Source organism: Acidovorax sp. NCPPB 3576 (genome assembly GCF_028473605.1).
Taxonomy (GTDB): Bacteria; Pseudomonadota; Gammaproteobacteria; order Burkholderiales; family Burkholderiaceae_C; genus Paracidovorax.
This window is the reverse complement of sequence record NZ_CP097267.1, coordinates 3,142,864-3,157,215: the sequence shown is the minus strand read 5'-3', so window position 1 is coordinate 3,157,215 and position 14,352 is coordinate 3,142,864. Positions and strand designations below refer to the sequence as shown.

General features: G+C 70.8%; 7 protein-coding genes. 2 read left to right on the top strand and 5 right to left on the bottom strand.

Annotation, left to right across the window (positions count from 1 at the left end):
* Positions 1-27 precede the first annotated feature (27 nt).
* On the bottom strand, positions 28-1,989 hold the full coding sequence (locus tag M5C98_RS14470) for an esterase/lipase family protein (protein WP_272548137.1): 1,962 nt from the start codon (positions 1,987-1,989) through the stop codon (positions 28-30).
* 108 nt (positions 1,990-2,097) lie between these two features.
* Between M5C98_RS14470 and M5C98_RS14465 the strand changes: the two genes are divergently transcribed.
* Positions 2,098-4,329 carry an FUSC family protein gene (locus M5C98_RS14465; RefSeq protein WP_272548136.1) on the top strand — a complete coding sequence of 744 codons (2,232 nt, stop codon included), beginning with the start codon at positions 2,098-2,100 and terminating at the stop codon, positions 4,327-4,329.
* A 27-nt stretch (positions 4,330-4,356) separates the two neighbouring features.
* Here the strand turns inward: M5C98_RS14465 and xopZ are convergent, their stop codons facing one another.
* Complete coding sequence (gene xopZ / locus M5C98_RS14460; protein ID WP_272548135.1) at positions 4,357-8,589, bottom strand: XopZ family type III secretion system effector; 4,233 nt, start codon at positions 8,587-8,589, stop codon at positions 4,357-4,359.
* Positions 8,590-8,859: 270 nt separating this feature from the next.
* Here xopZ and gshA point away from each other — a divergent pair, with 270 nt between their 5' ends.
* Complete coding sequence (gene gshA, locus M5C98_RS14455; RefSeq protein WP_442867285.1) at positions 8,860-10,386, top strand: glutamate--cysteine ligase; 1,527 nt, start codon at positions 8,860-8,862, stop codon at positions 10,384-10,386.
* Between the two features lie 54 nt (positions 10,387-10,440).
* On the opposite strand, the gene M5C98_RS14450 is transcribed toward gshA, so the two are convergent.
* Genes M5C98_RS14450 through M5C98_RS14440 form a run of 3 tightly spaced genes read right to left on the bottom strand, consistent with a single transcriptional unit; the run spans position 10,441 to position 14,352 of the window.
* Complete coding sequence (locus M5C98_RS14450) at positions 10,441-12,129, bottom strand: thiamine pyrophosphate-binding protein (RefSeq protein WP_272548134.1); 1,689 nt, start codon at positions 12,127-12,129, stop codon at positions 10,441-10,443.
* 49 nt (positions 12,130-12,178) lie between these two features.
* The gene (locus M5C98_RS14445) at positions 12,179-13,420 is read right to left on the bottom strand and encodes a pyridoxal phosphate-dependent aminotransferase (protein ID WP_272548133.1); all 1,242 of its coding nucleotides are present in this window, start codon (positions 13,418-13,420) and stop codon (positions 12,179-12,181) included.
* A complete protein-coding gene (locus M5C98_RS14440) occupies positions 13,417-14,352 on the bottom strand; it encodes an amino acid ABC transporter substrate-binding protein (RefSeq protein ID WP_272548132.1) in 936 nt (311 codons plus the stop codon). The genes M5C98_RS14445 and M5C98_RS14440 overlap by 4 nt, the downstream gene beginning before the upstream one ends.

The window sequence follows — 14,352 nt, the reverse complement described above, 5'->3', positions numbered from 1 at the left end:
CGCCAAGGGCTTGCGCCGCGCCGGCGTTTAGCGCACCGGCTCTGCCGCGAGCGCCTCGCGCAGGATGCGGCGGATCTCCAGGATCGCGCGCGGGTTCTCCTGCACGCTGTGGTGCGAGGTCAGCACCAGTTCCGAATCGGCGCCCTCCAAGTGGGCGCTGCCGTAGGGAACGATGCCGTCGCTCGACTGCGCCAGCGGTGCGCCCGGGTCTTCGCGGCCCATGATGGAGTGGTATCGCACGCGGGGGCTGATCGGCAGGTCGGCGGCGGCGCGCACGAACGGGTCGGTGTCGCCCAGGTTGTCGATGCTGTTGGGCAGGCGCGGCGGAATCCCTTCCGAGGAAGGCTGCGTGGCATGGGCTTTCGCCAGCATGCGGGTCGCATCGCCGAAACGTTCCAGCACGGCCAGCGGCAGCGTCACCATGTTGGCCAGCCAGCGCGAGAGGGTCTTGTTCGCGAACGGCGTGCCCCGGTGGGGCGCCGCGATGAAGACGGCGCGGGCCACCTGGGGCATGGGATGGAACACGAGGAAAGGCCCCAGGTCCTCGCGCAGCCGGGCTTGGTCTTGCGGGGGCAGCACGGGGCGGCCGATGATCGAGTTCCACAGCGCGTCGCCGGATTCCGACACCAGCAGCCGTGCCAGCACGCCGCCCATGCTGTGCCCGACCAGCACGATGTCGCGCGATGCGCGCGCCGTACCGGCGGGATCGAAGTGCGCCAGCGTCTGCACCAGGGCCTCCCGGATGTCGTGCTGGTTGAGGGCCAGCGGCGCATTGGTGGGGTAGTACACCTGCCACACCTGGTAGGCGTCCCGCAACTGCGCATCGCCCAGGACCTCGTTGGCGACGTTGATCCACGCCTCGGGGCTGCTGGCCAGGCCGTGCAGCATGACGATGGTGCGGCGGTTGGGGTCGTAGGGCTGCATGAGGTGGATGCGCGGCGCGTCCAGCCGGTCGCTCCAGCCCAGCAGCGTGCGCATGGCCTGCGTGGCAAAGCCCGAGCGGGCCAGCCACAGGCCGTACCCGGCGGTGAAGTTGCCCGCCAGCGGCACCTGCTGCCCGCCCAGTTCCACCCGCGCGGTGTGATACGGGTCGTAGATCGCCACCTGCACTTCCTGCGTGCGCAGCACCTCGCCCAGCGTCTTGCCGGGAAACCGCAGCAGCGCCGTGGCCGCGGGGTAGGGCATTTCCTTGAAAGGTGCGGGCGCTGGCGCGTTGGCCGGCTCGGGCGTGGACGCGGCCACCAGTTCCGTGCCGAAGCCGTCGCGCCGGTAGGTGTTGCGCACGCCGGAGAACCGCAGCGTGGTGGCCGGAATCAACTCCTCGGGCAACGGGGCGTCGCTGGGCAGGCGCAGGTCCGAGGCGTCGCTCGAAATCCGCCAGGCGCCCAGGGTGCGTGCTTCGTCCGACCGGGCGCCTTCGGCCCGGTAGCGCAGGAACAGCAGGGACACCACGCGCTGGGTGGCGAAGTTGTAGTAGTCGCGCACCTGCGTCTGCCGGTCCTCGAACGCGCGCTCGCCGGGGGAGCGCTGCGTGAAGAACAGGTAGGCCCAGGCGTAGCGGGCCGACTCCATCCAGGCATCGAGCGCCTCGTCCGGCGGCAGCGGCGCACTGCGGTCGCGCTCGCCTTCGATACCCACCTGCAGCCAGACCTCGGCCAGCGCCGACAGGCGCTGCTCCTCGCTGATGCCGCCCGAGGCCGCCAGCTGGTTGCGGCAGCCGGCCAGGTCGTCCGCGCAGGTGTCGGCATCGCTGCCGATCACGCGCAGCACCTCTTCGGTGGCCTCGCTCACCCGGCCGCTGGTGAGCACGTCGCCGCGCCGCTGCGACAGGTATTCGCGCGGCGACATCGACGACACCGTCACCCCCGCGCAGCCGCACAGCAGGGCCGCGGCGCACAGCGCGGCGAGCCCCCGCAGGACCGGCCACGGAGTGGGGCGCGGGGCAGGGGTCCGGGTGTGGTGAAACGGCGACGGGGTGGGTGGCGACATGGGCGGCGGGCCGGGCGGCAACGGGGTGGCCGATGTTACCCGGCGGGCCCGCGAATGGGGCGCCGCCTGACGCCGCGGCGCACGGCGCTGCGGTACGCTTGCCGGCTTATGAGGATCTCTCCGGAACACCGCCTGCGGGCTGCCTTGCGCGTGGCGCTGAGCCACTACGTCTTCAACGGCCTGTCGGTGGCCTTCGGCCTGCTGCTCATCTCGGCCGGGGTGCACGGGTGGCTGGGCGCTGCGGCGGCCGCCTCGGCATCGGTCGGGGTCATCGTCACGGCGCCGCCCGATCTGCCCGGCCCCACGCGCGGCAAGTTCTGGCAGATGCTGCCGGCGCCGCTGCTGGGCGTGCCGCTCTTTTTCGGGGTGCAGATGCTGCACCCTTCGGAGCTGGCCCTGGGGCTGCTGATCGTGCCGGCCAGCTTCGTCGCGTTCCTGGCCATGGCCTGGGGCAAGCGCGGCGTGCCGATCGCGGTGGCCGTGATGTTCTCGATGGTGTTCTCCATGGCCGTGCCGCCCACCCAGGGCGTGGAGCCGCTGGCGGCGGCGCTGGCCACCACCGGGCATTTCGCGCTCGGGGCGGCTTTGTACGTGGTGTATTCGGTGGTGGCCAACCATGCGCTCAATGCGCGCTACCGCGTGCAGTCGGTGGCCGATGCGCTGCTGGCGCTCGCTGCGCTCATGCGGGTGCAGGCACGGCAGTTCACGCCGGTCGATCTGCAGGGGCCGCCCGCGCCCGCCTTGGCGGGTGCGTTGCTGCACCGGCAGGCGGCCCTGGCCGAACAGTTGCAGGCCGCGCGCAACATCGTGCTGGAGTCGCCCCGCACGCCGCGCCGCCAGCGGCTGGCCGGCATGCTGCTGCTGGTGCTGGAAATGCGCGACCACCTGCTGGCCTGCGAGCTGGACCTGGACACGCTCAAAGCCCACCCCGGCCATGCGCCCGTGGTGGTCGGCCTGCGCGACGTGCTGCACCACGTGGCCGACGAAATGGAGCGCCTGGCCGACGCCATGCTGATGGGCCGCATGCCCACCGCCTTTGCCGACCACCGGCCCCACCTGGCCGCGCTGCGCTGGGAAGCGGCGCCCCTGCCCGAGCCGGACAGCGCCACCCCGTCGCCCCGCCTGCTGGCGCGCGGGCTGGCCGACCGCATCGGCCACATCAACGACGAGGCCCTGCGCATGATCGCCCTGGCCCGTGGCGAGGCCGAGCCCAACCTGGCCGTGGTGCGCGCGAACTGGCAGATGTTCGTGAGCCCCACCGCGTGGTCGTGGCACCCGTTCAACGGCCTGTGGCGCTGGGATGCGCCGCCGCTGCGCCACGCCATCCGCGCGGCGCTGGCCATGGGGGTGGGCTATGCGGTGGCGCTGGCGCTGCCCTGGGGCACGCACGCCTACTGGATCTTGCTGACCATCGTGGTGGTGCTGCGCGGCAGCCTGGCGCAGACGCTGGAGCGGCGCAACAGCCGCGTGGCCGGCACGCTGCTGGGCTGCGTGCTGGCGCTGGGGCTGCTGTCCATGCACCCCACCGCGCTGGGCCTGATCGTGTGCCTCACGCTGGCGCAGGCCGTGGCCCATGGCTTTGCCGTGCGGCGCTACCTGATCACCGCCGTGGCGGCCACGGTGCTGGGGCTGGTGCAGTCGCACATGCTGCATGCCGGCAGCAGCACGGCCTTCGCGCTGTTCGAGCGGCTGGCCGATACCCTGATCGGCACCGGCGTGGCCTGGGCGTTCTCCTATGTGCTGCCGTCATGGGAGCGCACGCAGATTCCCGCCCTGGTGTCGCGCACCCTGGCGGCCCAGGCGCTGCATGCGCGCGAGGCGCTGGCCCTGGGGCAACTGCAGGCGGTGGACAACGCGCCCGAGCTGGCCTGGCGGCTGGCGCGGCGCGAGGCCTACGACAGTCTCTCGGCCCTGGTGCAGGCCACGCAGCGGTCGCTGTCGGAGCCGCGCGCCGTGCGCCCGCCGCTCGAGCCGCTGGAGCGGCTGCAGGTGCATTGCTACCAGTTGCTGGCGCAGCTCACGGCCGTCAAGACCATGCTGCTGCTGCGCCGCGGACACCTGGAACCCGAGCGCCTGCAGGCGCCGCTGGCTACCACGGCCGAGGCCATCGGCCACGCCCTGTCCGCGCCGCGCGCCGCGGCGGATGCCGGCATGCCTCCGCGCGCCTCGCCCGGGCCCGAGCCGCTGCCCGACCCGTTCGATGCCCAGCTGGGCCCATGGCTGCTGCGCCGCCTGGGCCTGGCCGCAGGGCTGGCCGAGGAGTTGCGCAGCGATGCGGACCAGGTGCTGCAATCGATGAAGGCGCCGGTTGCCGGCCCGGACGGCGAGCGCCGCGCCTGAGGCAGGCGTTGCGCGCTGGTGCAACGGTCATCCCCGGTGCGCCTGGAGTTCGCCCTCTTCATCGCCTTCCGTCACCGTGGGCAGGCGTGCCCCTGCGGCGTCGTTGGCCGTGGCCTTCCAGTGTCCGGCCGGCTCGATGTGCTGGCCGGGCTCCGCGCGAAGCACGGGCTCGTAAAGAATCCATTGCGCCACGGTGCGCATGGCCTCGGCGCCGCGGTTGTTCTGGCGCTTGAGGAAAAAGTCCAGGCCCCGCTCGCGCAGGATCTTGGCTTTTTCGCGCAGCAGCAGCAGGGTGGGCTCCCACAGTTCGTCCTTGACCACCAGGTCGTCGAACGCGGTGTCGTGCGCCTGCGCCTGCTTCCAGCGGATGGCGGCCATCTCCTTGCTGCGCGTGGCCTGCGCCATGTGGGCCACCCCGTCGTCCCGCCGCCGCGCCAACGCGGGCGAGCGGCCTGTCTTGCCAAGCACTTTGCGCTGCATGCTGGCTTGCGCCTGCTCCAGGCTTTCTGCCGCCGCCGCCGTGTGGCCCGCCGCCAGGGCCTGGCGGGCCTGGCCCAGCTTCGCACGTGCCGATCGCATGTCCATGCCGGCGGCCTCGAATTCCGTGGCCGCGCTTTCATAGCCCTGGCAAGCCTGCTCGAACTTCGCCTGGGCGGCTTCGCCATCCATGCGCGACAGCGCCCGGAACATGTCCAACGCGGGTGCGGCCTGCACCTTCATGGACTTGTCGGCGAACATCGCCGCCAGGCCATTGCCTTCGGCGAATGCCCGGGTCTGCTCCATGAAGTGTTCGAGCTGCAGTTCGGACGCAGCATGCTTCAAGTCATCGTCCACGGCGGTGCCCAGCTTGCCCACCCCGTAGGCCGACCAGCTGTCCCACTCGTCGCGCACGAGCTGCTGGAATACGTCGAATTGCGAGACGTCGGTGGCGCGGTCGCTGCGGGTCGGATCGATCTCGTCGTCGAACAGGAACAGCGTGCAAAAGTGCGTCACGGCCTTGGAAACCAGTTCGCGTCCATGGTTGGCATCCAGCAGCCCCACGCTGGCGCTGGCCTTCTGGGACGGGCCGTTCTTCGGGTCGTCCTTGACGGATTCCGCCAACTGCACGCCCAGCGTGGCGCGGCCCGACACCTCCACCTTCATCTGGGCCGTGGCATCGCGGTAGATGGTGGTCATGTAGCCGGCAACGGTGGTGCGGGTCTGGCCATTGTCCTGCCGGGATTTCACGCCCACGCCCGCTGACACGCCTGCCCGCCGCCCCTTGCCCGCCACCTCGCCCACCCGCACGCCTGCGCTGAGCGACACATTGGTCTCGGTGCCCATGCTGCTGCGCTGCGCGTCGTCGATGATCCCCACGCTCAGCTCGGGGTGGTGGGCCAGCAGTTCGCGCATCCAGTCCCTGCGGGCCGGCTGGCCGTCCCCGGGGGGGGCCGCCATGTCGAACAGGTGCTCCATCGCGTCAACGAACTGGGCGTCCAGTTGCGGCTCGCGGTTCTTGGTCAGGCGCGGCATGCGCACCTGCACGCCGTTTTCCACGCCCCGCTCGCCGCGCCAGCGCCAGTCGGCTCCGCCTGTCACGCCGAAGCTGGCCTGCTCGGTGTCCATCGCGACCGAGTAGCCGGTGTTCACCCCGGCGCCGGCCTGCAGCTGGTTGGTGGACTGGGATGTGATCTGCAGATACATGCCGGTGCGGCCACGGTACAGCTCCAGGATGCGGTCCTCGTTGTGCTGAACCCCGCCGATGAGCTTGACGCCCAGGCCCACGGCACTGGTAATCGCCGCGGCGGCCGACAGCGGGCCGAGGTTGGCGCCGTACGTCTTCTGGCCCAGCAGTTTCATGCGGTCGCGCCATTCGAGGTGCTCGGCGACATCGCGCAGCAGGTTGAACAGCGCCTGGCTGTTGGTGGCGTTGGCCGGGTCCCCGTCGTGCAGCAGGTTGAGGGCCTTGTACAGAGCAACGTGGAATGCATTGCCCTTTGCCTGCGCATGCTCCATATCGGCCGTGGCCTGGGCCGTGGCCGATGCGGGTGTCGTCTCTGCTTGTTCGCGGTCGGTGTTCAGCAGCGCGTGCTGCAGCAGTGCCAGGGCTTGCACGCCGGTGTGCGGCTCGGCGCGCAACTGCTCCCATGCGGACCGCAGCGCTGGCGATTCAATGGCCGTGCTGATTTCGCCGCCACGGCGGGCGTTTTTTTTCGCCATGTCGCGCCGCATGGCATCGCATTGCGCGCGGATGCCGTCGAGCATGGATGCGTCCAGCACCATGGAAGCCCGCTCGGTGCCCTCGGGCGCCCAGCGTATCTTTTCGGCGATGGCCTGCCAGGCCAGTTCCGATTCGGAGGGCACCTGCGTTGCCGGCCGCTGCGCGCGCAAGGCCATGAGGTATTGGGTGAGGTGGCCCGCCGCGTTCTCCAGTTCTTCTTCCGCCCTGCGGCTGGGGGTGGGCAACGCGGTGGCCGACGCCACCTGCAGGGCCTGGGGCAGTGAGCGCAGGGGGTTGATCTTCTGGCCCCGCCTGGCTTTGGCGGTGGGGTCGGCAGCCAGGTCGCCGGTGTCGTCGATGTCGTGCAGCCAGTCGGCGAATTTCTGCAGATGCTGGTTGGCTCGGTCGTAGGCCGAGCCCTTGGCGTTGCTGCGGTAGTTGTTGCGGATGGCGTGGTAGGCCGCGCGCTGATCGTCGGTGCACGCCGCCAGCGCCTTTGCCGGATCGGCCGCGTGCAGGGCCGTGCGGGCGGCGTGCGAGGCCGCGCCCAGCCATTCACGCAGTTCCGGTGTGGGGGCCGAGCGCATCGCCGCTTCGGTCTGCAGCGCCAGGCGGGCGGTGTGGCGGCGGGTGTGGTCGGGCATGCCTTCGGCCGCCGGTGCCAGCAGATGGCCCAGCACCTGGGTGCCACGCGGCATGTGGGCCAGCAGATCCACCATGCCTTGGCTGGCCGGGTCCAGCGGCGGGGGGTGGCCCGGCCCGGCCGCCGGCGCAGGCAGCAGCGTGCCCCAGGTGTGCCCGCGCAGGGTTTTGAGGGTATGCAGCGCGGCCTTGGCATCGCCCCCGCTGGTGTCGGCCAGGGCCTTGATCGCCATCGTCAGTGCACCCGCTGGCTCCACGGCTTCGGCGCCGTGGCGGGCGGGGTCGATGGTTTGCACCCAGTCGCGCAACGCGTCGCGCAAGGCCGCGATGGCGGGCGAGCTGCGAAAGACCTCGAACCCCGGCAGGCGCCGCAGTTGCAGGTCGATGATCTCGGCATAGGTTTTTTGCAGGGCTTCGTTCGCGATCCGATGGCGGCGCTGGGCGTGTTCCAGCTGCACCTCGGCCTCTTTGCGGCGCTGGGCCAGGGCCGGCTGCAGCGACTTGAGGTCGTCGGCGCCTGCTTCGAACTCGAACAGTTCGCGCGTGGCGGCCTGGGCCAGGCGCTGGGTGTGTTCCAGCGCGGCGTCCTTGTCCTGGCTGCGCCGCACCAGCTCGGCGTGCTTGTCGGCTTGCCGGCTTTTCAGTGCCTGGAGCGCCTCGATGTGCTGGGCCAGCCCGTCCACCTGGGCCGGGTGGGGGGCGGTTTCTTCGCCCGGTGCGCCCGATTGTGCGAGCGCCCGGTTCAGCCGCTGCTGCGTGGTGTCCAGTTCCTTTTGCGCGGCGGCTTGCTGCGAATGCAGTGCCGCTTGCCAGATGGCGATGGATTGCTTTTCACTGGTGAGCTGGTGGGCCTGGTCGGCCATGTGCGCCGCCCGCTGTCCGCGCAAACCGGCCTCGCAGGTCAACTGCGCTTCGTGGTGCTGGACCAGCCGTTCCATCGCGATGGCCTTGTCCACAGCGATCTGGGCCAGCCGCAGGGTTTCGGCGGCTTTCATCTGCCCGGTCAGCACCGGCTCCACGCTTTCCCACTGGCCGCGGCTGCGCGAGGGGATGCGGGCGTGGTCTTCCTTGGTGTTCTGATAGCGAAGCAACTGCTCGGTCGGCACCGGATTGCCCCGCGCCATTCCGAAGCAGCTGCCCACCTTGTTCGCCAACTGGCCCAGTACCGATTTGGACTTGCGCGGAGGCATGGGGGCGGCGTCGGCCGTCGGCAGCGGTTGCGCGAGGTATTGGCGTGCGGCGCGGCCCGCGCCGTACAGGGGCGACAGCAGCTCGTTCTGCGCGGCCCGCGGGTCGAGCTGGTGCAGCTTGTGGTGGGCCTGTTTGTGGCTGGCCGGCGCGCCGGCGTGAGCGCTCGATGTCGACGTGCCGGGCAGGCCCGCGGAAGAGGTAGTGGGACGCACTGAGAGTTTGGGCATGGTGTCCAGTCATTCATGGGCGTCGTGTGCATTCCGCGAGCGACGGCTCTTGGGGAACGGTGGCTGGACCGGGTGCATTGCACGCCCTGTGTTGGCTGGCCACGACACGCGCGATGGTGCGTTGCGGCAAAGAGGGCGCCCAGCCTGCCTGCGAAAGGCTGTGCAGCCGGGCGAAGCAAGGTCTTGACCTGGCGCGCCAGCGAGAGTGCCTCGGCCGTGCTAAGTTCCGGGCCGAACCGACGATCAGGTGATAAAGAAACGACCAAAATGATGATGAGCCATCTGCAGCGGAAAATCCACGCGCAGCCCGCCAGCCGACTGGCTGGCATGCGCCGTGGCATCGAAAAAGAAGGACTGCGGGTGCTGCCCACGGGAGGGCTGGCGCTCACGCCGCACCCGGCGGCGCTCGGCTCGGCGCTGACCCATCCCCACATCACCACCGACTACAGCGAATCCCAGATCGAGCTGATCACCGGCGCGCGCCTGGGCGTGCAGGAATGCCTGGACGAACTCACTGAGATCCACCAGTTCGTCTATCGCAGCCTGCAGGCCTCGGGCGGCGAGATGCTGTGGCTGTCCAGCATGCCCTGCGGCCTGCCCACCGACGAGACCATTCCCCTGGCGCGCTACGGCTCGTCCAACGTGGGGCGCGCCAAGAGCGTGTACCGCATGGGCCTGGGCCACCGCTACGGCCGGCGCATGCAGACCATCTCGGGCATCCACTACAACTGGTCGCTGCCCGATGTGACCAGCGACGAATACTTCGCGCTGATCCGCAACTTCCGCCGCCATGCCTTCGTGCTGCTGTACCTGTTCGGTGCCTCGCCCGCGCTGTGCCCGTGCTTCGTGCAGGGGCGCGAACACGGCCTGCAGCGCCTGGGCGGCGAGGCGCTCTACCTGCCGCACGCCACATCGCTGCGCATGGGCCGCCTGGGCTACCAGAGCGAGGCGCAGGCCACGCTGGCGGTGAGCTACAACGGGCTTGACGGCTATGCCGCCTCGCTGCGCGAAGCGCTGAGCCGGCCGTACCCCGCCTATGAGGCACTGGGCGTGCGCAGCCCCGGCGGCGAATACAACCAGCTGGGCACCAGCCTGCTGCAGATCGAGAACGAGTTCTACGGCACCATCCGCCCCAAGCGCACCGTGCGTTCCGGCGAGCGGCCCCTGAACGCGTTGCGTGACCGGGGCGTGGAATACGTCGAGGTGCGCCTGATGGACCTCGACCCGTTCGCGCCGTTGGGCATCGATGCGCAGACCATGCGCCTGCTGGACGTGTTCCTGCTGCACTGCCTGCTGTCCGACAGCCCGGCCGACACGCCGCAGGAGATCGCCGAACTGAAGCGCAACCAGCACCTCACCGCCGAGCGGGGTCGCGAGCCGGGCCTGCTGCTGCAGCGCGCCGGGCGCGAGGTGCCGCTGGCCGAATGGGGTGCGCAGGTGCTGGCCGAATGCGAGCCGCTGGCCGCCGCGCTCGATGCCGCGCACGGCACCGGCGATTACGGCAACGCGCTGGCCGATGCACAGCGGCTCATGCAGCAGCCGCAGGCCACGCCCTCCGCCCGCGTGCTCGACCGCATGGCCGAGGCGCATGGCCAGAACTTCAGCGCCTTCGGGCTGGAACGCTCGCAATGGGCGCGCGACACGCTGCTGGCCATGCCCTGGACCGATGCGCAGCAGGCCCGGTTCGAGGCCGCCGCCGCGCAGTCGGTGGCCGAACAAAAGGCCATCGAAGCGGCCGACACCCTGCCGTTCGAAGCCTGGCGCGAGCAGTACATGGCGGTGCCCATCCACGACTGACGGACTTTGCCCGGCGGGCCGCCGGGCGTCGGCGCGCTGGTGCTGGCTTGGGGCCTAGCCCGGCTTGCGGGCCTGCGCCGCGCTGCGGATGCCCTGCAGCGTGCCCGTGGGCGTGATGGCCTCCGGGTCCAGCAGGCAGTGCAGCACGCAGGGCAGGCCGCTGGCCCGGGCGCGTGCCAGCGCCGGGGCGAACTCCGCCGTCGTCTCCACCCGCTCGCCATGCCCGCCGAAGGCCGCGGCATAGGCCTTGAAATCCGGGTTCTTCAACTGGGTGGCGCTCACGCGGCCGGGGTATTCGCGTTCCTGGTGCATGCGGATGGTGCCGTACATGGCGTTGTCCAGCAGCACCACGATGATGGGCAGGCCGTACTGCACGGCGGTGGCGAACTCCTGCCCGTGCATCAGAAAGTCGCCGTCGCCCGCGAACACCACCACCTCGCGCTGCGGCCACAGCCGCTTGGCCCCCACGCCGGCCGGCAGGCCGTAGCCCATCGATCCGCTGGTGGGCGCCAACTGGCTGGCATAGGCGGTGAACGGCCAGAAGCGGTGCACCCAGGTGGCGAAGTTGCCCGCGCCGTTGCAGAAGATCGCATCGGCCGGCAGCACCTCGCGCAGGTGCCGCATGACCTCGCCCATCTGCAGCGGCCCCGGGATGCGGATCGGGTCCGGATCGCTCCAGGCCAGGTACTCGGCGCGGGCGGCCTGTGTGTGCGCCGCCCAGCGCACGGCGGCGGGTGGCTGCATTTGGGCAAGTGCGCTGGCAAAGGCCTGCGGCGTGGCGTGGATGGACTGCGTCGCCCGGTACAGGCGGCCCAGTTCATTGGCGTCGGCATGCACATGCACCAGGGGCTGTGCCGGCACGGGAATGTCGAACAGCTCGTAGCCCTGCGACGGAATCTCCGACAGGCGCCCGCCCACCACCAGCACCAGGTCGCTCCCGCGGATGCGCGCCAGCAGCTTGGGGTTCACTCCCAGGCCCAGGTCGCCGCCGTAGCTGTCGTGGCTGGCCGGGAACAGCATCTGCCGGCGGAACGAGCAGTACACCGGCAGCGACCAGGCCTGCGCGAACGCGACGAAGTCCTGCACCGCTTTCTCCGACCACCGGCTGCCGCCCAGGATGGCGACGGGGCGCTCGGCGGCCGCCAGGCGCTCGGCCAGTTCCTGCAGCGCCGCCGCGCCGGGGTGGGTTTCCGGCACCGTGTAGGGCAGGGCGTCGGCCACCTGCACCGCATCGGTCAGCATGTCCTCGGGCAGCGCCACCACCACCGGGCCCGGGCGGCCCGACGTGGCGACGTGGAAGGCGCGCGACACCAGCTCGGGCACGCGGCGCGCGTCGTCGATCTGCACCACCCACTTGGCCATGGTGCCGAACACGGCGCCGTAGTCCAGCTCCTGGAACGCCTCGCGCCCCAGCGCGCCGCGCGCCACCTGGCCCACGAACACGATGAGCGGCGTGGAATCCTGGTGCGCGATGTGGATGCCGGCCGAGGCATTGGTCACCCCCGGGCCGCGCGTCACGAAGCAGATGCCGGGCTGCCCGGTGAGCTTGCCCTGCGCCTCGGCCATCATGGCCGCGCCGCCCTCCTGGCGGCACACGGTGACGGCGATCTGCGCATCGTGCAGGGCATCCAGCACGGCCAGGTAGCTTTCGCCGGGCACGCAGAAAAGCTGCTGCACGCCGTGCAGGATGAGCTGGTCCACGAGGACCTGGCCGCCGGTGCGGGGGGAAACGGTGGAAGTCATGAGGGCGTCGATCAAGGGCGTTGAAGGAATGGAAACACGGCGGGCCGGCTCACCGCAGCGCAGCGCAAGCGTCCTGGATGCGCTGGCAGGCCGTCTGCAGCTGCGCCATCGAGGTAGCGTAAGAGATGCGGAAGTACGGCGCCAGCCCGAAGTACGTGCCCGGCACCACGGCCACCTCGTACTCGGCCAGCAGGTACTGGCAAAAATCCACGTCGGTCTTGAGCAGCGCGCCGCCCGGCGTGGTGCGGCCCAGCGTGCCGGCGCAACTGGCATAGGTGTAGAACGCGCCCTCGGGCGTGCGGCAGCGCAGGCCGGGCGCCTGGTTCAGCGCCTGCACCACGAAGTCGCGGCGGGCCTGGAAATCCGCGCAGCGCTCGGCCACGATGGCCTGCGGCCCGGTCAGTGCCTCGATGGCCGCGGCCTGGCTGATGGACGAGGGGCACGAGGTGCACTGGCTCTGCACCACCGCCATGGCGGCGATCAGCGCGCGCGGGCCGCCGGCAAACCCGATGCGCCAGCCCGTCATGGCATAGGCCTTGGACACGCCGTTCACCGTGAGGCAGCGGCCTTTCAGGCGCGGCTCCAGCGCGGCCGGCGTGGCGAAGGCCGCGCCGTCGTACAGGATGTGTTCGTAGATGTCGTCCGACAGCAGCCACACCTGCGGGTGGCGCAGCAGCACGTCCAGCAGCGGGCGCAACTGCGCAGCGCTGTAGGCGGCCCCGGTGGGGTTGGAGGGCGAGTTGAGCAGCAGCCAGCGCGTGCGCGGCGTGATGGCCGCCTCCAGCGCGGCCGGCGCCAGCCGGAAGCCGTCCGCCTCGGTGCACGGCACGGTGACCGGCACGCCCCCCGCAATCGTCACCACATCGGCATACGACGACCAGTAGGGCGCGGGCAGGATCACCTCGTCGCCCGGGTCCAGCGTGGCCATGAATGCGTTGTAGAGCACCTGCTTGGCGCCCGTGCCCACGGTGATCTCGTCCAGGGCGAAGTCCAGGCCGTTGTCGCGCCGGAACTTCTCGCGCACGGCCTCCTTCATCGCCGGGCTGCCGTCCAGCACCGTGTAGCGGGTCTCGCCACGCGCCAGCGCCTGGCGCGCCGCCTCCAGGATGTGGTCGGGGGTGTCGAAGTCGGGCTCGCCCGCGCCCAGCACGATCACCGGCCGGCCCGAGCGCTTGAGCGCGTTGGCGTGGTCCGTGATGCGCAGGATGGGCGACACGCCCAGCGCCGCGATGCGCCGCGCGGGCGTGAAGGTGTCGGCCGGGGCCGCGCCATTGGTCAGAGCGGCGGTCATTTCAGATAGGCCTCCAGCGGCTTGTCGTTGGGCGCCGCGATCAGCTGCCGCAGCGTGCCGCTCATGGGCAGGTTCAGGCTCAGGTGGCGCGGCGGGATGGGGCTCGTGAACCACTTGGCGTAGATCTTTTCCAGCTCGCCCGTCTGCATCAGCCGCACCAGCACGCCGTCCACCCCGGCCTTGAACGCGGGGTCGTCCTTGCGGAACAGCAGCGCGATCGGCTCCACGCCCATCGCCTCGCCCGCGATGCGGTAGGCCGCCGGGTCCTTGGAGGTGGCAATCGCGCCCGCCAGCAGGTTGTCGTCCAGCACGAAGGCATCCGCCCGGCCCGACTCCATCAGCAGAAAGCTCTCCTGGTGGTCCTTGCCCAGCAGCGTCTTGATGGGGGCACCCAGTGCGCGCTCTTGCTTGCGCAGCATCTGCACGGCAGTGGTGCCGGCCGATGCGGCCACCGTGCGCCCGCCCAATTGGCTGACCGAATTCAAATCCGAATCCGCGCGCACGGTCATGCGCACCTCGCTCACGTAGGTGGTCACGGCAAAGGCCACCTGCTGCTGGCGCGCCGTGTTGTTGGTGGTGGGGCCGCAGCCGATGTCGATGGTGCCGTTCTGCACCAGCGCCAGCGTGTTCTGCGCGGTCACCGCCATGTATTCGAGCCGGGCCTGCGGCGCGATCTCCTTCATCACGCGCTCGCACAGCTCCACGTGGTAGCCCACGAACTTCTCGTTCGCGCCCAGGGCGTAGGCCATGGGCGGCGAGGCCTCGCGCACGCCCAGCACCACCTTGCCGGCGGCCTTGATCTTCTCCAGCGTGGGCTGCTGCGCCGAAGGGGTGGCGGGCGGTGCGGACGCCTGCGCGGCGGCGGCGCCGCCCCAGAAAAAGGCCGCTGCGGCCGTGGCCGCGCCAGCCAGGGCCTTGAGGGGGAATGCCAT

Excerpts from the sequence above, each read along its gene's own strand:
- M5C98_RS14470 (WP_272548137.1), bottom strand. The coding sequence starts at position 1,989 with ATGTCGCCACCCACCCCGTCGCCGTTTCACCACACCCGGACCCCTGCC.
- M5C98_RS14465 (WP_272548136.1), top strand. The coding sequence starts at position 2,098 with ATGAGGATCTCTCCGGAACACCGCCTGCGGGCTGCCTTGCGCGTGGCG.
- xopZ (WP_272548135.1), bottom strand. The coding sequence starts at position 8,589 with ATGCCCAAACTCTCAGTGCGTCCCACTACCTCTTCCGCGGGCCTGCCC.
- gshA (WP_442867285.1), top strand. The coding sequence starts at position 8,860 with ATGATGAGCCATCTGCAGCGGAAAATCCACGCGCAGCCCGCCAGCCGA.
- M5C98_RS14450 (WP_272548134.1), bottom strand. The coding sequence starts at position 12,129 with ATGACTTCCACCGTTTCCCCCCGCACCGGCGGCCAGGTCCTCGTGGAC.
- M5C98_RS14445 (WP_272548133.1), bottom strand. The coding sequence starts at position 13,420 with ATGACCGCCGCTCTGACCAATGGCGCGGCCCCGGCCGACACCTTCACG.
- M5C98_RS14440 (WP_272548132.1), bottom strand. The coding sequence starts at position 14,352 with ATGGCATTCCCCCTCAAGGCCCTGGCTGGCGCGGCCACGGCCGCAGCG.